Source organism: Cyanobacteria bacterium QS_8_64_29, from assembly GCA_003022125.1.
GTDB lineage: Bacteria > Cyanobacteriota > Cyanobacteriia > Cyanobacteriales > Rubidibacteraceae > QS-8-64-29.
In genome coordinates, this window is sequence record PXQH01000061.1 from 1 (window position 1) to 18,128 (window position 18,128).

General features: G+C 64.8%; 15 protein-coding genes, 1 pseudogene and 1 riboswitch. Of the genes and pseudogenes, 6 read left to right on the top strand and 10 right to left on the bottom strand.

Annotation, left to right across the window (positions count from 1 at the left end; all coding sequences use genetic code 11):
- Positions 1-225 precede the first annotated feature (225 nt).
- Positions 226-804 carry a hypothetical protein gene (locus tag BRC58_09645; GenBank protein ID PSP16205.1) on the bottom strand — a complete coding sequence of 193 codons (579 nt, stop codon included), beginning with the start codon at positions 802-804 and terminating at the stop codon, positions 226-228.
- Between the two features lie 105 nt (positions 805-909).
- Positions 910-1,566 (bottom strand): DNA-binding response regulator, encoded by a 657-nt coding sequence (locus BRC58_09650; protein ID PSP16206.1) that lies wholly within the window; start codon positions 1,564-1,566, stop codon positions 910-912.
- A gap of 128 nt (positions 1,567-1,694) precedes the next feature.
- Between BRC58_09650 and BRC58_09655 the strand changes: the two genes are divergently transcribed.
- The 3 genes from BRC58_09655 to BRC58_09665 all read left to right on the top strand — a co-directional run bounded on the left by BRC58_09655 (position 1,695) and on the right by BRC58_09665 (position 6,122).
- Positions 1,695-2,714: a porphobilinogen synthase gene (locus BRC58_09655; GenBank protein ID PSP16207.1), complete on the top strand. Its 1,020-nt coding sequence runs from the start codon at positions 1,695-1,697 to the stop codon at positions 2,712-2,714.
- A gap of 340 nt (positions 2,715-3,054) precedes the next feature.
- Positions 3,055-5,025 carry an acetate--CoA ligase gene (gene acs / locus BRC58_09660; protein PSP16208.1) on the top strand — a complete coding sequence of 657 codons (1,971 nt, stop codon included), beginning with the start codon at positions 3,055-3,057 and terminating at the stop codon, positions 5,023-5,025.
- Between the two features lie 152 nt (positions 5,026-5,177).
- Positions 5,178-6,122, top strand: coding sequence for a hypothetical protein (locus BRC58_09665; protein ID PSP16209.1), 945 nt, complete (start codon positions 5,178-5,180; stop codon positions 6,120-6,122).
- A gap of 41 nt (positions 6,123-6,163) precedes the next feature.
- On the opposite strand, the gene BRC58_09670 is transcribed toward BRC58_09665, so the two are convergent.
- Positions 6,164-6,808 (bottom strand): bifunctional phosphoribosyl-AMP cyclohydrolase/phosphoribosyl-ATP diphosphatase, encoded by a 645-nt coding sequence (locus BRC58_09670; GenBank protein PSP16210.1) that lies wholly within the window; start codon positions 6,806-6,808, stop codon positions 6,164-6,166.
- 186 nt (positions 6,809-6,994) lie between these two features.
- On the opposite strand from BRC58_09670, the gene hemL reads away from it, so the two are divergent.
- Complete coding sequence (gene hemL, locus BRC58_09675) at positions 6,995-8,296, top strand: glutamate-1-semialdehyde-2,1-aminomutase (GenBank protein PSP16211.1); 1,302 nt, start codon at positions 6,995-6,997, stop codon at positions 8,294-8,296.
- Positions 8,297-8,367: 71 nt separating this feature from the next.
- Here hemL and BRC58_09680 read toward each other — a convergent pair whose 3' ends face one another.
- Positions 8,368-8,964 (bottom strand): DUF3727 domain-containing protein, encoded by a 597-nt coding sequence (locus BRC58_09680; GenBank protein ID PSP16212.1) that lies wholly within the window; start codon positions 8,962-8,964, stop codon positions 8,368-8,370.
- A 186-nt stretch (positions 8,965-9,150) separates the two neighbouring features.
- On the opposite strand from BRC58_09680, the gene BRC58_09685 reads away from it, so the two are divergent.
- The gene (locus BRC58_09685; protein ID PSP16213.1) at positions 9,151-12,174 is read left to right on the top strand and encodes an ATP-binding cassette family protein; all 3,024 of its coding nucleotides are present in this window, start codon (positions 9,151-9,153) and stop codon (positions 12,172-12,174) included.
- Here BRC58_09685 and cobW read toward each other — a convergent pair.
- From cobW to BRC58_09700, 3 genes are read right to left on the bottom strand one after another with little or no spacing between them, the layout of a single operon-like run.
- Complete coding sequence (cobW, locus tag BRC58_09690; GenBank protein ID PSP16243.1) at positions 12,171-13,223, bottom strand: cobalamin biosynthesis protein CobW; 1,053 nt, start codon at positions 13,221-13,223, stop codon at positions 12,171-12,173. The genes BRC58_09685 and cobW overlap by 4 nt on opposite strands.
- Positions 13,224-13,236: 13 nt before the next feature.
- The gene (locus BRC58_09695) at positions 13,237-13,779 is read right to left on the bottom strand and encodes a hypothetical protein (protein ID PSP16214.1); all 543 of its coding nucleotides are present in this window, start codon (positions 13,777-13,779) and stop codon (positions 13,237-13,239) included.
- 8 nt (positions 13,780-13,787) lie between these two features.
- The gene (locus tag BRC58_09700; GenBank protein ID PSP16215.1) at positions 13,788-14,477 is read right to left on the bottom strand and encodes an urease accessory protein UreJ; all 690 of its coding nucleotides are present in this window, start codon (positions 14,475-14,477) and stop codon (positions 13,788-13,790) included.
- A 233-nt stretch (positions 14,478-14,710) separates the two neighbouring features.
- A riboswitch (cobalamin riboswitch) is annotated at positions 14,711-14,856 on the bottom strand.
- 472 nt (positions 14,857-15,328) lie between these two features.
- Here BRC58_09700 and BRC58_09705 point away from each other — a divergent pair.
- Positions 15,329-15,412: pseudogene (locus BRC58_09705) on the top strand (transposase).
- Between the two features lie 63 nt (positions 15,413-15,475).
- On the opposite strand, the gene BRC58_09710 reads toward BRC58_09705, so the two are convergent.
- Genes BRC58_09710 through psbQ form a run of 3 tightly spaced genes read right to left on the bottom strand, consistent with a single transcriptional unit; the run spans position 15,476 to position 18,104 of the window.
- A complete protein-coding gene (locus BRC58_09710; GenBank protein ID PSP16216.1) occupies positions 15,476-16,444 on the bottom strand; it encodes a protochlorophyllide oxidoreductase in 969 nt (322 codons plus the stop codon).
- A 50-nt stretch (positions 16,445-16,494) separates the two neighbouring features.
- Complete coding sequence (locus BRC58_09715) at positions 16,495-17,604, bottom strand: FAD-dependent oxidoreductase (GenBank protein PSP16217.1); 1,110 nt, start codon at positions 17,602-17,604, stop codon at positions 16,495-16,497.
- Positions 17,601-18,104 (bottom strand): photosystem II protein PsbQ, encoded by a 504-nt coding sequence (gene psbQ, locus BRC58_09720; protein ID PSP16218.1) that lies wholly within the window; start codon positions 18,102-18,104, stop codon positions 17,601-17,603. Before psbQ ends, BRC58_09715 begins: the two co-directional genes overlap by 4 nt.
- Positions 18,105-18,128 lie beyond the last annotated feature (24 nt).

Consider the following 18,128-nt stretch of genomic DNA (forward strand, 5'->3'; position numbering starts at 1 on the left):
TCGCGTCTAGTGCATAAGCTACGAGGATTGGTATGAGCCTGAGGTGCGACGCCTACTGCTGGCGATAGTGCTGCCCAGCTTGCAGAGTGCCGAGCAGGCATTGCTTTGGTCGCACTGGCGTCGCCACCACCAGGCTGTCGCGCGGCGCTGTCACTACCGAGCTAGACCGCCCGATTCCAAACCACGGCTGTAGTACTAGGCTGGGAGACTGCCAGCTGGCGCGGCTCAGACCAAATTTTTGACCCGCTGCCGGGCGCTGGCTTGGGACCCAACCAGCACGACGGGGCAGTTGACGCGCTTGATGGCGGCGGCACTGACGCTGCGCGGGTAGAGAGCTTCCCAACCGCGCGGCTCGCGGCCGGTCATGACGATGGCATCAACAGCTGCTTCTTGGGCGACCCGCACGATGCTATCGACGGGTCGGCCGTAGCGCAGCTCAATCGCCACGCTCAGGCCCTGCCACTGCAATTGGGTCTGGCGCTCGAGCAGGTACTGCCGGGCTGCCCGAAGGCGCTGGCATTCGTGGTTGCGCTCGAGCTGCTCGAACAAGTGCTCGCCCCGAGGGCGGGATCCGAGAACTTGCTCGGGCCTAGCGTCAACGGCCTCGGCGGCAATCCCGCGGTACTGCGCCCGTACGACCCGCAGCAGGCGGATCTGGGCGTTGCGCTCGCGTGCCAGTGCTGCCCCCTGCTCGAGGGCGGCTTCGTCGCTCGGCAAGCCATCCAGCGGAATCAGCAGCGTGGGTTGCTTGTCCCCCTCGCCTAGGCGATCGAGTTGCTCGGGTGCGATTGCGGTTGCGGTCATGGTTCCCTCTCCCCTTAATGGCCATCCAGCTACTTCACAATGTGGCCTTTACAGGGGAGATTTACCCTCCGCCGGGTGGGTCACCCACCTGGGTGATTGCAAGCCCTACTGCACCAGCCCCGCGCGCAGGGCTTTCACGGCCGCCCGCACCCGATCGTCCACCGCAAGCTTGTTCATGATGCTGCGCACGTGGGTTTTGACGGTGTTGCGGCTCAGATAGAGTTGGGCGGCAATTTCGGGGTTGGTGTAGCCCTCCACCATCCAGTTGAGGATCTCGAGCTCGCGCTGCGAGAAAGCAGTCTGCTGGTAGCTGGCCTCGCCGGTTCCCGGCTGGAGGCGATCGATGATCGCGCGCGCGATTTGCGGGTGGAGGTAAGTCGCGCCTTCCCGGGCCGATTGGATGGCTGTGGCCAGTTGCGCCACGCTGGTGCCTTTGAGGCAGTAAGCATCCGCGCCGCTGGCCAGGGCAGCTACCACTTCGGTGCGATCAGTGTGCGAGGTCAGTACGACAACATGCACCCCTGGCAAACTTTGCTTGACTTGCTGCGTGGCAGCAATGCCATCCAGGCGCGGCAAGCCAATGTCCATCACGACAATATCGGGCTGGTGGGTGCGAGCGGCCTCGACGCCCTGAATGCCGTCTTGGGCTTGCGCGACTATCTCAAACTGCGGGTAGTCCGCCAGCGACTGCTCCAGCCCCAGCTGCATCATGGGATCGTCTTCCACAATAACGATGCGAAGCTTGTCGGCGCTGGCAGCCATAGCGCGTTCTCCCGCTGGCTGGCTATTGTAGTTAGCTCGCTGAGACGGACCGCCGCCCTTGCCGGCCTGCATTGCGCCAGCCGGGCATCGGATACGATTGAGGGCAAATGCCGCCTGAGGAGCCAGCCATGTCTGCATCCGTCACCGAGCGCAAGCAAGCCCGAGCCCTCTCGCTAACCCAACGGCCGCGCCGGCTGCGCAGCTCGCCGGCCGTGCGCAGCTTGGTGCAGGAGACCCAGCTGCGCTGTAGCGACCTGATCTATCCGCTGTTTGTGGCCGAAGGGGAGAACCAGCGAGTTGAAATCCCATCCATGCCGGGGGGGTACCGCCATACGTTGGACCTGCTGCTCAAGGAGGTCAAAGAAGCTGCCCGGCTGGGCATCCGCGCGATCGCCATCTTCCCGGTCGTTCCCGAGGCCAAAAAAGATGCCACCGGTAGCGAGGGCTGCAACCCAGACGGCTTAGTGCAGCGCACCGTGCGCGCGATTAAAGAGACGGTTCCCGAGGTGGCCGTCATTACCGATGTGGCGCTGGATCCGTTCTCGAGCGACGGGCACGACGGCATCGTCGAGGATGGCGTCATTCTCAACGATGCCACCGTCGAGGTTTTGGTCAAAATGGCGGTCTCGCAGGCCGAGGCCGGCGCCGACATTGTGGCCCCCTCCGACATGATGGACGGGCGCGTGGGCGCCATTCGCCAGGGCCTGGACGAAGCCGGCCATACCCACACCAGCATCCTGGCCTACTCGGCCAAGTACGCCTCTGCTTACTACGGCCCCTTCCGGGATGCGCTGGACTCCGAACCTGGCTTTGGCGACAAAAAGAGCTACCAAATGGATCCGGCCAACGCCCGCGAGGCGGAGAGGGAAGCGGCGCTGGATGTCCAAGAAGGCGCGGATATGGTCATGGTCAAGCCAGCGCTGGCCTATCTCGATGTCATCTACCGCATCCGCCAAAACACGGATTTGCCCGTGGCAGCCTACAACGTCAGCGGCGAGTACGCTGCCATTAAAGCCGCTGCCCAAAACGGCTGGTTGGACGAATCCCAGGTCATGCTGGAGACCTTGACCGGCATGAAGCGCGCGGGCGCCGATTCGATCTTGAGCTATTACGCTAAGGAAGCGGCACAGCTGCTGGCGCAGCAGTAGCCGCCTAAGCGCTGGCTCCCTCACCCACCAGCGTCTGCAGCTGGCGGGCGTCATGCAGCGCGCCGCCGCCAGCGTCGTTATTGAAATAGCAATAGGCCGGTTGCGCCCAGCGCTGCATCGAAGTGCTGGGGGTCGTGGGCCAACCAGTCCTTTTGCGGTAGCTCGGGCGGATAAAACCAGCCCCGCCAGTGCTTGTAGTTCCAGCCTGAGGTCCCGATGCGCGCGATCGCGCTCATGGCGCCCTCCAGCCCAACCGCTTGCCTACCAGTATGCCGCCTCCCAGACCCCCTGCACTCGCGATAGCATCGGCCCCAAAGCGAGCTCAAGGGGCCGCAACGCTATGGCACGCCAAACCATCGAATCCGTTCTGCAAGAAGATCGCACTTTCCCGCCGCCCAGCGACTTCTCACAGCAAGCCCACATTCCTTCGCTCGAGCGCTACCGGCAGCTTTACGAGCAGGCCCAAGCTGACCCCGAAGCCTTTTGGGCCGATCTGGCCGAGCGGGAGCTGCACTGGTTCCGCAAGTGGGACCGCGTGCTGGATTGGCAGCCGCCCTTCGCCCAGTGGTTTGTGGGCGGGCAAACCAACGCGGCCTACAACTGCCTGGACCGGCACCTCCATACCTGGCGCCGCAATAAAGCAGCCCTGATCTGGGAAGGCGAGCCGGGCGATTCGCGCACCCTGACCTACGCCCAACTGCACCGCGAGGTCTGCCAGATGGCCAATGCCTTCAAGCAGATGGGGGTGGGCAAAGGTGATCGCGTGGGGATTTACATGCCCATGATCTCCGAAGCCGCGATTGCCATGCTGGCCTGCGCCCGCATTGGAGCGCCCCACACGGTGGTATTCGGCGGCTTTAGCGCCGAAGCCCTCAAAGAGCGCCTCAACGACGCCCAGGCCAAGCTGGTCGTCACTGCCGATGGCGGCTGGCGCAAAGACCAAATCGTGCCGCTCAAAGCCAACGTGGACCAGGCCCTGGCCGATGGCGGCGCGCCCTCGGTGGAGAACGTGCTGGTGGTAGAGCGCACCCAGCAGGGTGTAGCCATGGACGCGCAACGCGATCGCTGGTGGCACGAGCTCAAGGCCCAGGTCTCGGCCCATTGCCCGGCCGAGCCCATGGACAGCGAGGACATGCTGTTCATCCTCTACACCAGCGGCACTACGGGCAAGCCCAAAGGCATCGTGCACACCACTGGCGGCTACAATCTCTACGCCCACATGACCGCCCAGTGGGTCTTCGATCTCAAAGACACGGATGTCTACTGGTGCACTGCCGATGTGGGCTGGATTACCGGCCACAGCTACATCGTCTACGGGCCGCTCTCCAATGGCGCCACCACGGTGATGTACGAAGGCGCCCCCCGGCCTTCCAACCCGGGGTGCATCTGGGATGTCATCGAAAAGTACGGCGTCACCGTGTTCTATACGGCCCCCACTGCCATCCGGGCCTGGATCAAAATGGGCGAGTCGCACCCCAACGCGCGCGATCTGTCCTCGCTGCGCCTGCTGGGCACGGTGGGCGAGCCCATCAACCCCGAAGCCTGGATGTGGTACAACCGCGTTATCGGCGGCGAGCGCTGCCCCATCGTCGATACCTGGTGGCAGACCGAAACCGGCGGCATCGCCATCAGCCCGCTCCCGGGCGCAACCCCCACCAAACCCGGATCGGCAACGCTGCCGCTGCCAGGCATTTTTGCCGATGTGGTCGACTCAGAGGGCAACTCGGTCCAGACCGATGAAGGTGGCTATCTGGTCATCCGGCACCCCTGGCCGGGCATGCTGCGCACGGTCTATGGCGATCCGGACCGCTTCCGGCGCACCTACTGGGACCCCATCCCGCCCCAAAACGGCCAGCACTCTTACTTCGCCGGCGACGGCGCGCGGCGCGATGCAGACGGCTACTTTTGGGTTATGGGCCGCGTGGACGATGTCATCAACGTGGCCGGCCACCGCTTGGGAACCATGGAGGTGGAGTCGGCGCTGGTCTCCCACTCGGCTGTGGCCGAAGCAGCCGTGGTGGGCCGCCAGGATGAAGTTAAAGGCGAGGCCGTGGTGGCCTTTGCCACCCTCGAGAACAGCGATCGTGCCAGCGAGCAGCTCAAGGCCGAGCTCAAAGAGCACGTTGCCCAGCAGATCGGGCCCATCGCGCGGCCGGCCGAGATTCGCTTTGCCGATGCGCTGCCCAAAACGCGCTCGGGTAAAATCATGCGCCGCGTGCTGCGCAGCCTGGCCTCCGGGGAAGAGGTAACTGGCGATACCTCCACCCTCGAAGACCGCAGCGTGCTGGGTAAGCTGCGCGGCAGCACCTGAACCGGCTCGCCGCTTGCCAGTCAGGCCCCGCCCGCTACCGGGCGGGGCCCAATAGTGGTCTGCGCTAGCCTGAGCGCGCTTGCAGCCCTACGCGGGCGCTCGCCTCCAGGTGGGAAGCCGTTTTAAACCGTTTTTAACTAACATGAGCTTGGATGCAGCAATATAGCAAAGCTAACGCTCAAATCATGCCCCAATCGTTTCGCCTCACCGCGCGCCTGCTAGCGGGCGCCGCCAGCCTGGGCGTTTTGGCAGCGCCCGCAGCGACTACAGTGCCGAGCGCCAACGCGGCTGAGCCTCGCTCACCCCAGGCCGGCCAGCTGGCGCAAGCTACCCAGTCAACGATTGCTGACCTTGTCTCCGAGCAAGCGCAATTTTCTACCCTGGCTCGGGCCCTAGAAGCGGCCGATTTGGCCCAGACCCTGTCGGGTGAGGGGCCCTACACGGTATTTGCCCCCACCAACCAGGCGTTCGAGCAATTGCCCGACGGCGCCCTGGAGCAGCTGCTCAAGCCCGAGAACCGAGCGATGCTGCAGCAGCTGCTCGAGCACCACGTTGTCTCGGGCGAGCTGCCCGCTAGCGAGCTAGAACCCGGTCGCGTTGAGGCCCTCTTGGGCGAGCTAGCAGTTGAGGTGGCTGATGATGGCAGCGTGACAGTGGGCCGCGCCAATGTGGTTCAACCGGACGTGCAAGCCAGCAACGGTATCGTCCACACTGTGGATCGCCTGCTGCTGCCGGCAGGAGCCGAGCAGGCCCTTTCTCAGACATCCAAGTCAGGGGATGGCGAGACAGAAACCGCCCAGGTCCCCTCCCAAACGACCGACTCAATGGAAGGCGAGATGGCAGACCAGGGCAAGATGGCTGCCGATCGCCCCACCCCATTTGCGCTAGTCCAGCTGGCGCAACAGGGCTTTTTCCGCGAGCAGGGCGTTCCTGCCCACGGGAACCTGCGCACCCAGGTGCGCAGCGGCCGCTTCGGCACGCGCGGGCTCATCCGCGCTGCCATCGAAGCCGGGCGGCTGACCCCGGATGTGGCCTCGGATCGCAGCTATCTCAAAAGCGTCCGGGATCTGCTGCAATCGGCAGGCGGCTACGACTGAGCCCCGTCTGGGCACTTGAACTGGAGCGGTGGCGCCAGCCGCTAGCGCCGCCGCGCCTGCAACTGGCGGTAAACCTCGCGCAGATCCACCTCGTGGTGCGCTAGCGCCACCAGGGTGTGGTAGAGCAAGTCAGCGGCCTCGGCGGCGATATGGTCGCGGTCATCGTCCTTGCAGGCCATGACCACTTCTGCCGACTCCTCGCCAATTTTCTGCAAGATCTTGTTGTCGCCGCGCGCGAGCAGCTTGCTGGTATGCGATCCCTCAACCGGATTGCGCTGGCGCTCGCGAATGGTGGCAAACACGGCCGAGAGGGTATCGGCCGGCGGCTCGGCCTTACCGCCTTCCACCTGGTGGAAGCAGCTCCGCTGGCCGGTATGGCAAGCAATGTCGCCCGCTTGCTCCACGCCCACCAGCAGGGTGTCACTATCGCAGTCGTAGCGCAGTGATCGCACCCGCTGTACGTGCCCCGAGGTAGCGCCTTTATGCCATGGGGCCTGGCGGGAGCGGCTCCAGAACCAGGTCTCGCCGGTCTCTTGCGTTTTGCGCAGCGACTCGCGGCTCATCCAGGCCACCATTAGGACGGTGCCATCGAGATAATCTTGGACCACGGCGGGGACCAAGCCGCGCTCGTCGTAGCGGATGCCATCGAGCGGGATGCGATCGCTTGGGGAATGGGTTGCGCTCATAGCGGCAGCGATGGGCACGCCAGCCCAATCCTACCGGATGGCGGATGCCATCGGTCGCGCCGCGTTGCCGCCTGTGCTCGGTAGGATCGAGGATGGGTGAGGCAGCGGGCGCTGCGCTCGACCCCGCGATCGCGACTGGCGAGTGCCTGTCCGTACAAACCCCAAGCGAGCGATAAGGAGGGAGGGGTGACGACTGCGACTTCGTTCCAAACTAACCAATCGAGTGCGATTTTTAACCGAGCGCAGCAGCTCATGCCGGGTGGGGTCAACTCCCCGGTCCGCGCGTTCAAATCGGTTGGCGGTACCCCCATCGTTTTCGATCGCGTCAAAGGCGCGCGCGCCTGGGACGTAGACGGCAACGAGTACATCGATTACGTCGGCACTTGGGGACCGGCCATTTGCGGCCACGCCCATCCCGAGGTGATCTCGGCTCTGCACGACACCCTAGACAAGGGCACCAGCTTCGGGACGCCCTCAGCTCAGGAAAACCAGCTGGCCGAGATGGTCATTGAGGCTGTGCCCAGCATCGAGATGGTGCGCTTTGTCAACTCCGGCACCGAAGCCTGCATGTCGGCGCTGCGGGTCATGCGGGCCTACACCGGGCGCGACAAGATCGTCAAGTTCCAGGGCAACTACCACGGCCACGCCGACATGCTGCTGGTCCAGGCCGGTTCGGGCATTGCCACCTTGGGCCTGCCCGACTCGCCCGGCGTGCCGCAATCGTCAACCAGCAGCACCCTGACTGCGCCCTACAACGACCTGGAAGCAGTCAAGTCGCTGTTCGAGCAGTATCCCGATGACATCGCCGGGGTTATGCTCGAGCCCGTGGTGGGCAACTCGGGCTTTGTAGCGCCCGATGCCGGCTTTTTGGAGGGGCTGCGCGAGCTGACGCGCGAGTACGGCGCGCTGCTGGCCTTTGACGAAGTTATGACCGGCTTTCGCATTGCCTACGGCGGTGCGCAGGCGCGATTCGGCGTCACCCCTGATGTGACCGCCCTAGGCAAAATCATTGGGGGCGGCTTGCCCGTGGGGGCATTCGGCGCCAGCCGCGAAATCATGGAGCTGGTGGCTCCGGCGGGCCCCATGTACCAATCGGGCACGCTCTCGGGCAATCCGCTGGCCATGACCGCCGGCATCAAGACCCTCGAGATCCTGCAGCGCTCGGGCACCTACGACTACCTAGAGCGCATCACCCAAAAGCTCATCGACGGCATCCAGCAGATCGGGCGCGAAACGGGGCAGCCCATCAACGCCAGCCACATCAGCGCCATGTTCGGCGTGTTCTTTACCGATCGCGCCATTCGCAACTTCGACGACGCCAAAACCTCCGATTTAGACAAGTTCGCCCGCTTCCAGCAGGGCATGTTGGCTCGGGGGATTTACTGGGCACCGGCCCAGTTCGAGGCGGGCTTTACCTCGCTGGCCCACACCGACGAAGATATCGATAAGACGCTCGAGGCAGCGCGCGAGGTCATCGGCAGTCTCTAGCCGGCCCTAGCGCAGCCCAACGCCAACGACTCTGAGGGGCCTAGGGCCCCTCACGTTAATGGCGCGTCCCCTCACTCAAGCTCGTCAAAGAGTTGGTCCTCAATGTAGGGTCGAACGCGCTCGAAGGCCTCGGGCGAGAGCACGTGCCAGCCGCCCTCGGGCGTGCGTTGGGCAAACAGCAGCAGTGGGTCGAGCGGGACGCAGACGGCGTACTCGGTGCCTTGGTGGTAGAAACTAGTCAGCACCTGGAACTCTTCGGATTCCTCCGATTCCTCGGTTTCGCCTTCCTCGGCATCCGCCTCGGCGTCGAACTCCACCACCAGGATGTCGCGTTCTTCGGCTTCGGGGAGCTCGCCGGCCACGGTGAGCGTGTACGCCGTGCGCTTTAGGGTTAAATCCTGCTCGGCCAGGACGGCTTGGGCATCGGCAAAGACCGCATCGATGGCTTCGTCCGCTTCCAGCAGGATTGCCTCGGCTGCCTCATCGCTGCCTTCCCACATGACCAGCGAGACGGGAGTGTCCTCGGGCAGCAACAGGCTATAGGTTTCTCCATCGAGCTCGAAGGTGCGTTCGATGCGGCAAGGGAGCGAGCGGCCGGCCTCATCCAGCAAAACAGTTGCTGCCGTGTCCGATTGCCCGTTAGCACTGCTGGGGGTGGCGTCCGTCATGAATGTCAGAGGGAATCGCTGGACGAATGGGGCGATCGCGGCGGCCTCCAGGGGACGCTCGGCAACCGCCAGGCAAGGTATTAGGCTCAGTGTAAGCGATCGCTGCCGGCCATCGCGAGTGCGGCAGCCACTGCCCGGCTGGTAACGCCAAACTGGAGGGATGGCACGCGTGCGGCACGCAACGGCATGATCCCACTGCAGCTGACCCTCCGCAACTTTCTCAGCTACCGCGAAGCCTCGCTGGATTTTCGCGGCTTCAAAACGGCCTGCATCTGCGGTCCCAACGGCGCCGGGAAGTCCTCGCTGCTCGAGGCCATCACCTGGGTGCTGTGGGGCCAGACGCGCGCCACTGCCGAAGATGACGTTATCCACGCTGGCGCCACTGAAGCGCGGGTTGATTTCACCTTTGCCACCGACGGCCAAACCTATCGCGCCATCCGCAGCCGCCGGCGCGGCCAAAGCAGCGCCCTGGAGCTGCAAGTCCAGACCGAGAGCGGCGAGTTCCGTTCCATCTCGGAGCGGGGCGTGCGCGCGACCCAGCGCCAGATCGTGTCGCTGCTCAAGCTGGACTACGATACGTTCATCAACTCGGCCTACCTGCGCCAAGGGCGGGCGGACGAGTTCATGCTGCGGCGCCCCAGCGAGCGCAAGCAGATCCTGGCCGAGTTGCTCAAGCTCGATCGCTACGAAACCCTTGCCGAGCAGGCTAACGATCGCGCCAAGCAGTACAAGGGCCAAGCCGAGCAGCTGGCGCAGCAGTTGAGCGCCCTGGAGCAGCAGCTGCAGCAAGCCGAGAGCCTCGCCCAAGAGCGCGAACAGCTCGAATCGCAAATCGAAGCGCTGCGCGCGGCTCAAGCCAGCGATCGCCAGGAGCGGGAGCGGTTGCAAGCGCTCGACAACCAGCGCCAGACCCTGCAGCAGCAGCTCGCCTGGCAGCAGCAGCAGTACCAGACCCTGGCGCAGGACTGCGACCGGCTCGTCCAAGACCGCGATGCCGTGCAAGCCCAGCTCGATGAGCTGCAGCAGCTGCTCGAGCGCGAGACCGAGATCGCGGCAGGTTACGAAACCTACCAGCGCCTGCAGCGCGAGGAGCAGGCGCTGGCAAGCCAGTTCCAGCAGTACCAGGAGGCCCAGCAGCAGCGGCAGGCGCTCCAGCAGCAGCAAACCGAGCAAATCAACGCCCAAACCCAGCAGCTGCAGCAGATTCAGGCACAACTCGATTCGCTCGAGCAGCAGGAGAGCGAGCTGCAGCGGATTTTGGGGCGCGCCGACAAAATCGCCCGCGGACTGGAGCAGCTCCAGCACCACCGCCAGCGCTTGCAGCAGCTCGACGAGCGCCAGCAGCAGGCCTCACCGCTGCTGGAGCGGCGCGATACCCTCAGCCCCGAAATCGAGCGCGAGCGGGCCCAACTCGAGGCGCGCTGCAACCAGCTCAAATCGCAACAAGCGCAGCTGGACGAGCAACTCGCCCAGGCCCCACAACTGCGCTCGCGCCTGCAGGCGATCGAGGCCGAGATTGCATTGCTACAGAGCAAGCAAACCTACCGCCAGCGCGTCCAGGAAAAGGGCCAAGAGCGCAAAACGTTTCAGGAACGCTTGCAAGAAACCCAGCGCCGCTACCAGGAGCAGCTGTCGGCGCTCAGCCAGCAGCTAGAGCAGTTGCAGGCCAACAACGCGGTTTGCCCGCTGTGCGAGCGTCCGCTCGATGAGGCACACAAGCAGCATGTCGTCCAAAAAACCGAGACCGAGCAACAGCAACTGCAAGAGCAGTTCTGGGTGCTGCGCGAGCAGCTAGCCGCTTGCGAGCGCGAGCTGCAAGTGCTGCGCTCGGAGTACCATCAGCTGAGCGAGGCGCTGGATCCTTACGAATCGCGACTCCAGCAGCGCGGGGAACTGTCAGCGCAGCTGGCCCATGCTGGCGATCACGAGCAGCAGCGGCAGGCGATCGCGGACGAGATCGCCCAACTCGAGCGCTCGCTGGCTCAGGGGGACTATGCTCCCGAGCTGCAGGCCGAGTACCAGCAAGTGGAGGCTCAGCGGCAGGAGCTGGGCTACGACGAACAGACCCACGCCCTGGCGCGCGAGGAGGTGGAGCGCTGGCGTTGGGCCGAGATCGAACAGGCCAAACTGGAAGATGCCCGACAGCGCCAGGCCCATCTCGCGTCGCAAAAACCCCAGCTGCAGCAGCAGCACCAGCAGTGCCAACAGCAGATCGAGCACCTGCGCGCGGACTCGGAACTGCAGCAGCAAATTGAAGCGCTCGACCGGCAGCTGGCCGAGTTGGGGTACGAGCACTCGCATCACAACCAAGTCCTGACCCAACTGCAGCAGGCCCGCGCCTGGGAAACCCGCTACCAAGAGCTGCAGCGCGCCCGGCAGCAGGCCCCCGAGCTGGCCCAGCGCCAGCAGGAGCTCGAGCAGCGCCGCCAGGCGCGCGCGGCCGAGCGCGAGCGGGCCCAACAGCAGCTCGAGACCCTACAAACGCAGCTAGCCCAAACCCAAGACTGCCGCGCCGACATCGAGCACTGCGAGGAGCAGATCCAGCAGCGCCAGCAGCAGCTAGACGACCTGCTCGCCCAGCAGGGGCGCCTGGAGCAGCGCAGCGCCCAACTCGAACAAGTGCGCGCCCAGTACGAGCAGGCCCAGCAGCAGCAGCAGACGGCGCAGCGGCAGCAGCGGATCTATCGCGAACTCGCCCAAGCCTTTGGCAAAAACGGCATCCAGACGTTGATGATTGAGAATGTCCTGCCGCAGCTCGAGACCCAGACCAACCAAATCCTGTCCCAGCTGACCGGCAACCAGCTGCACGTTCAGTTTGTGACTCAAAAGGCCAGCAAGGGTCGCTCGAAAAAGCAGAGCAAGTCCATCGACACCCTCGAGATCCGGATTGCAGACCCGCAAGGGACCCGCGCTTACGAAACCTACTCCGGTGGCGAGGGCTTTCGCATCAACTTTGCCATCCGCTTGGCGCTGGCCCGAATTCTGGCGCAGCGGGCGGGAACGTCGCTGCAGATGCTGATCGTGGACGAAGGCTTTGGCACCCAGGACGATCAAGGCTGCGAGCGCCTGATTGCCGCCATTGGCGCGATCGCGCCCGAGTTCTCCTGCATTTTGGCGGTCACGCACATGCCGCAGTTTAAAGAGGCGTTTGCCCACCGCATTGAGGTGCGCAAGACCCAGCAGGGCTCGGCGCTGAGCGTGGCGGCCTAAACTGGGGCCGGTTCGCCGCTTAGGGCAGCCGCAATCCGCTCGCGATCCAGATCGCGACCGATCAGCACCAGGCGCGTCTGGCGCGCTTCCGCCGGATCCCAGTGCCGGTCGTAGAACGACTCCAGCCGATCACCGGCACCCTGCAGCACCAAGCGCATGGGCTTGCCGGGGACGTTGACCAAGCCCTTGATGCGATAAATCTCGTGCTGCCGCACTAGCTGGCGCAGCGTTCGGATCAGCGCCTGCGGCTCAAAGCCTCGGTCGAAGCAGAACTGCACGGCGCCGATGCGGTCGTCGTGTTCGTGGTCGTCCTCGGTGTCGTGGTGGCTGGGCCGGGCTGCCAAATCCCCTTCCACGCCAGCGTTGACCCCCAGCAGGATCTCGGGATCCACCCGGCCCTGGTGGCAGGGCAGGATCTTGACCCGCTCGAGCGCCTGCTGGTGCAGCACCTCGAGCGCGCGCTGGCGGGCCTCGCCATCCACCAAGTCCGCCTTGGTCAGCAGCACCAAGTCGGCGCAGGCCAGCTGGTCGGCAAACAGTTCTTCGAGGGGCGTCTCGTGCTCCAGGTTGGGATCGGCCTGGCGCTGGCGCTCGAGCGCGCTGCGATCGCCGGCGACCGCCCCGCTCGCCACGGCCTGGCAGTCGACCACGGTAGCGACGCCATCGACAGTGGCGCCATTACGGATCTCGGGCCAGCGGAACGCTTGCACCAGCGGCTTGGGTAGCGCTAGCCCCGAGGTCTCGACAACGATGCAGTCGAGGCGATCGCGGCGCTGCAGCAGCTCGCGCATGGTGGGGAAAAACTCTTCTTGCACGGTGCAGCAGAGGCAGCCGTTGGCCAGCTCGACCACGTTCTCAGAGGCCGCTTCCGGCTCCTCGCAAATTTGGCAGTCGCGCAGCAGCTCGCCGTCGATGCCAACCTCGCCAAACTCGTTGACCAGCACCGCAATGCGCCGCCCCCCATTGTTCTGCAACAGGTGGCGGATGAGCGTGGTCTTGCCGGCGCCGAGAAAGCCGGTAATGACCGTAACCGGGATTTTGGCAGCCATCAGTGCGTTCTCCTCAAAACAGCGAACCATCCGGGCGATCGAACTGCAGCCGCCCGATGCCCAAGTACAGCCCCTGCGCGCGCTCTCCTGCCGGATAAGCCGTTACCCCAAACAGATAAATGCCGCCGCTAGTGGGGTTTTGCCGCGACCGGATGCCGACGGTGAGCGTCGTGCCGGGCGGCGCCGGTTCGTCCAGGACCAGCGACACTGCCGATCCTTCGCGCTCGACAGCCTGTAGCGGGAAGGCGCGGCCGCGATTGTTGGGAACGCCGGCAAAGGCCACTGCCTCGTCGCGGAACCGCAGGGGTTCGAGGCCCTCGCGCTGGCGGATGCGCACGCGCTGGAGCGGCTCGCCAGCATTCTCAGGCAGCCGCAGCGTGAAGTAGTAATCAACCAGCGGCGCGCCCGGTTCGTCATGGAGGGCCCGGGCCTGGCGCAGGCGCGGCGCCGCCTCAAAGGCAACCGTCCCGTCAGGCGCCTGCAGGGCGCGCACTGCTGCCGGGACAGTTCCCAGCGCGCTCAGCGAGAGCACCAGCAGCCACCCGGCACGCAGCATCCCGCCTTCTAGAGCGCGGCGCTCAAAAAGACTAGGCCAGCGGCACTGGCAGCAGCGCCCGCGTAGCGCAGCAGGGATACCCCGGCCGCGCGTTCGATGAGGCGATTGCCCACCGCCAGCGCTGCCAACGCAATCGCTAACTGCGTCAGGCTAAACCCAATCAGGTAGGCCAGCAGCGGCGCCATCTGGGCGCCGATGATGGCTTCCCCGTAGGCGTAGCCGTGGAACAAGCCAGCCAAGGCAGCCAGGCCGGCAATGACTAGGCCGTACGGCCGCCGGGGCTGGCCCGCCCGCGCCCGCACGGCCAGCAGGCCGCCAAAGACGACTGTCGAGAGGGCAACGCCCGCTTGGGTTGCCGGCAGGGCGCCGCCGCCCAGGTGAAAGCTCGTTCCGGCGAGTGCGGCGGCCACAAACGCCAGCGGCACCACCCAGCCGCGCGTCCAACCCGTCGCAATCAGGCCGCTAAGTAGAACGAAAGCCAGGCGCTCGGGCTCGATAACGGGGTGGACCAGCCCCGAGAGCAAGCCGGGCCAAAAGCTATCGGGGGTCGTGCCGCCATAGGGGTGGTGGGCCGTTGCTTGCTGCGCAAAGCCCAACGATAGGGTCGCGGTTGCGGCCGCAACCCCCACATCGCGCCACGTTGTACCGCGGGCACGGTTGCGATTGCGGGGCTCGAACCAAGGGGAAAGCATAGGCATGTTGGGGCGTATCGCGCTGGGCGCGTTGTTGCGACAATTAAGCTGTCGATCGAGCGTCGGCCTCCCGCCCGCCAAGCGGTTGCTGGGCCAGCGTTGCCTCACGCCGTTGCGGGGCAGCGATCGCGGCGCAACAGGCAGCTCGGCAGGCGCTCAGGCAGCGGTTGCGGCGGGCCAGCTCGCGCGCGCTAGGGGATTCAAAAAGCGTTCGAACGCCATCCGTACCTCGCAGATGCAGCTTGCGTTGTTCTGCCGGCGGGCATTCTGGCTTAGCGGCCCTTGGGCCCCATCACAGCTGCGGGACAGCGCCGGCCTCGCACCGGCCTTTCCCCGTTACTTCCGATGGCTGCTCCCCATCGGAACCGGCAAGGTAGCCTCTAACCCTATCACACGCGATCGCCACCGGGCGCACTGCAGCGAGCGACCCCCATGCCAGTCGGCATGGGGCAAGGACAGCGATTGCGCGGCAGTTAGCGCGTCAGGAGGGCTGCGATTCGGGCGGGGCGATCACGCGGTCGATGCCCTGCTGGCTTCAACAACACTGCAGCAGGAATCCCCGATTCAAATCTCTGATTGAATTGCGGGAGGAATGTTGCAAGACACAGCGACAGTCTTCACGCTACGCCAGAAAACGATCGCCTATTGAAAACTGGATGGCTGAACCCCAGACTATAACGGTCGCCTGCAAGTTGAAGGCCAGCAAGGAAGCTGCATGGGAGATTGACGATACCCTCTCGACCTTTAATACCAATTCTCGTGGCTTGTGCACTAGATTCCGATCTCCGGAACTACCTCAATATGGGAGTCATGTTGTTTAGCAAGCGTGCATCCGCTGCTCAAATTGGTATAACTCGGCTTGCGAGTGGGCAAACCAGAATGTGCCGCCCAAGCTGGCTAACAAGACCGCGATGCAGTCGTTTGTCTATCAGCAAGTGCGGGCAATGCAGCTTTTGCTATAAAGCAATGTCAAGCCTGGCTGGCCGCGATCGGCTAGCAGGCAATTAGGCCAGCCCGACTAGCTGCTCGCTCAGCTCCCACAAGCGCTCGGCCTTGCGCTGGTCCTGGGCCTCGGGGGCGACTTCCTGGGCGTAGGCTTGGCGGCCTTCTATCTGGCGGCTGCCCCAGCTCCAATAGACACCGGAGCGGTTGTAGCCCGGGTCGGCTGTAACGGCGGCAGCGCGCTCGCCGGCCTGCTCCTCGGATACGTAGCCGCCGGTGACGTACTTTTGAAACAGCGGAAAGAGCTTTTGGAACACCGGACTGTGGTTGCGGAACAGGTTGGAGGTGGCGACACAACCGGGATAGAGCGAGCTGAAGGTAATGCCGGTACTGTCGTGATACCGGCGGTGCAGCTCCCGCATGGTCAGGACGTTGCAGAGCTTGCTGTCTTTGTAAGCTTTACCGGATTTGAACTTTTTGCCATCGATCATCGAGATGGGCGCCCTAAAGCCGGCTTCCAGGCCCGAGAGATCGCCCAGATCGGGCGGAGCCGGGATGGGGATCTTGCCGCCTAGCTCGTTGGGATTGGCCGTAACCGTGCCCAAAATGACCAGCCGGGGTTCAGAAACGGTGGCGTTTTTGAAGTCCTCTAGCATTAAGTTGCACAGCAGAAAATGGCCCAGGTGGTTGGTGCCCACGCTTAGCTCGTAGCCTTCCTTGGTGCGCATGGGCTCTTTCAGCAGCGGCAGATAAACGGCCGCGTTGCACACCAGGGCATCCAGCGATCGCCCGGTATTGCGGAAATCCTGCACGAACTGGCGGACGCTATCGAGCGAGGCCAAATCGAGGTCCAGGATGGTGTAGCTGTCCTGGGGGAGCTGAACCGAGCGTGCGGCGCGCTCGGCTTTGTCGCGATTGCGGCAGGCCATGACCGCATGCCAGCCGCGATTGACTAGTGCCTTAGTGGCTTGCAGCCCCACCCCCGACGATGCCCCGGTGATGGTCACCGTGGGCTTTTGATTCTCTGCCATGGTGCCTTCCTCCAAACCCCGTCTCTGCTATCTAGGATCGCATTTGTCGCTCAAGCGGCGGCTGTCGCGGTGCCGATCACCTCGCGAATGGCCTGCGCCGTTGCCGGTGCGAGCAGCACGCCGTTGCGGTAGTGCCCGGCAGCCACCCAAACGTTGCGATAGCCGGGGAGCGCTTCAATGATGGGGGCCGCGCGCCCTTCCGGGCGGGGCCGCCGACCCCACCAGTGCTGCCGGATCTCGGCCTCTGCCAGGGCCGGACAGAAGCCGAGCGCCGCCTGCCAGAGCTGCTCGAGTTGGGCCGGATTGGGGCTAACCTCGCCGGCAGCATCGGGAAACTCCACCGTGGCCCCCACCCAATACTCGCGCCCGCCCAGCGGGATCAGGTGCACGTCGCCGCCGGTAATGGCGGGTTGAAAGGCCGGATCGCCGAGCGTTTGGGGCAGCCGAACGCGCAGGGCTTGCCCCAGCACGGGGCGCAAATCTGGTGGCGGTGCCAGCGAGGCGGCCAGGGAAGCGGTTCCCAACCCGGCCGCCAGCACCAGCCAGTCGAAGCGCCAGCGGCCGGCGGTGGTGTGAAGGTATTGGCCGGCGCGCTGGTTGCCCCGCTCGCTAGCCTCAATAGACTCGACCGCCATTCCCCATTGGCAAGCGGCACCGTTGACTTGCGCGCCGGCCACCAGTGCCTGGGTGAGCGCGCTCGGATCCAGCTGCCGGTCGCAGGGCGAGTGAACTGCACCGGTAACGTCAGGACCGGCGGCATGCGGGCAGCGCGCCTGCAACTGCTGGCGGTCCCACAGCTCGAGCGGCCAGCCCTGGCGGCTTCGCGTGGCAGCCAGCTGCTGCCAAGGCTCGGGGTCGTCGCCGCTCAAGCGCAGTTGGAGCAGACCTTGGCGGTTGTAGGGAATGGTGCGGCCCGTGAGGGTCTCCAGTTCCGGAATGAGGGTCTCATAGCGCCGCAGGCTGGCCTCGCGCAAGCGCCACGCCCGACCGCGCGTCTTGCCGCTAATGGCCCCCAATAACAGCCCCAGGGCCGCTCCCGTAGCGCCTGTTGCCGGTTGCTGCGCGTCGAACAGGGTGACGTTGAGGTGCGGTTCCCGGCTCAGCTCGTAGGCGATCACGGCGCCAACGGCACCAGCTCCGACAACCGCGACCTCACTCATGCCGCTTCGTCCGGTTGCGGAACCAGATCGAGAAAGCCCTCAAGGGCTTGCTCGGCTCGCCCGTAGTTGGTGACGGCGCTGCCGCGATCGGCTGACTTGGCAGCAGCATCGATGCGCTCGAGATCGTCAAAGACCCGATCAGCGAGCTCTTCAGCCTGCTCGCGATCGCGCGGGAGCAGCTGGCGCGTTATGTAGGTCATGTCACGGCGCAGCTTGCCCAAGGGCCCGTGAATGAGCGACTCCACATCCGACCAGCGCCGCGCTTCAATGGCCTCCTCCAGCTCGGGCAGCCGCTCCCGCGCCTGCTGCACGGGCTGCAAACGGGTCTGGATTTGGGCGATTTGCTCGTTGCTGTAGGTCGCCGTTTCCTTCTCGCTGGGCGCGCCGCAACCAACCAGGCCGAGGGTGACGGCAGCGGCCAGCAGCAATGAAACAAGCGGACGCAAGCGTCTCATAACCCAAGCCCTCACCTCTGACGAGCTCTTCCATCGTTCCACCATCAGGATACTGATTTGCCGGCACCC

Coding starts and splice junctions, on each gene's coding strand:
- BRC58_09645 (PSP16205.1), bottom strand. CDS start 804: ATGACCGCAACCGCAATCGCACCCGAGCAACTCGATCGCCTAGGCGAG.
- BRC58_09650 (PSP16206.1), bottom strand. CDS start 1,566: ATGGCTGCCAGCGCCGACAAGCTTCGCATCGTTATTGTGGAAGACGAT.
- BRC58_09655 (PSP16207.1), top strand. CDS start 1,695: ATGTCTGCATCCGTCACCGAGCGCAAGCAAGCCCGAGCCCTCTCGCTA.
- acs (PSP16208.1), top strand. CDS start 3,055: ATGGCACGCCAAACCATCGAATCCGTTCTGCAAGAAGATCGCACTTTC.
- BRC58_09665 (PSP16209.1), top strand. CDS start 5,178: ATGCAGCAATATAGCAAAGCTAACGCTCAAATCATGCCCCAATCGTTT.
- BRC58_09670 (PSP16210.1), bottom strand. CDS start 6,808: ATGAGCGCAACCCATTCCCCAAGCGATCGCATCCCGCTCGATGGCATC.
- BRC58_09680 (PSP16212.1), bottom strand. CDS start 8,964: ATGACGGACGCCACCCCCAGCAGTGCTAACGGGCAATCGGACACGGCA.
- BRC58_09685 (PSP16213.1), top strand. CDS start 9,151: ATGATCCCACTGCAGCTGACCCTCCGCAACTTTCTCAGCTACCGCGAA.
- cobW (PSP16243.1), bottom strand. CDS start 13,223: ATGGCTGCCAAAATCCCGGTTACGGTCATTACCGGCTTTCTCGGCGCC.
- BRC58_09695 (PSP16214.1), bottom strand. CDS start 13,779: ATGCTGCGTGCCGGGTGGCTGCTGGTGCTCTCGCTGAGCGCGCTGGGA.
- BRC58_09700 (PSP16215.1), bottom strand. CDS start 14,477: ATGCCTATGCTTTCCCCTTGGTTCGAGCCCCGCAATCGCAACCGTGCC.
- BRC58_09710 (PSP16216.1), bottom strand. CDS start 16,444: ATGGCAGAGAATCAAAAGCCCACGGTGACCATCACCGGGGCATCGTCG.
- BRC58_09715 (PSP16217.1), bottom strand. CDS start 17,604: ATGAGTGAGGTCGCGGTTGTCGGAGCTGGTGCCGTTGGCGCCGTGATC.
- psbQ (PSP16218.1), bottom strand. CDS start 18,104: ATGGTGGAACGATGGAAGAGCTCGTCAGAGGTGAGGGCTTGGGTTATG.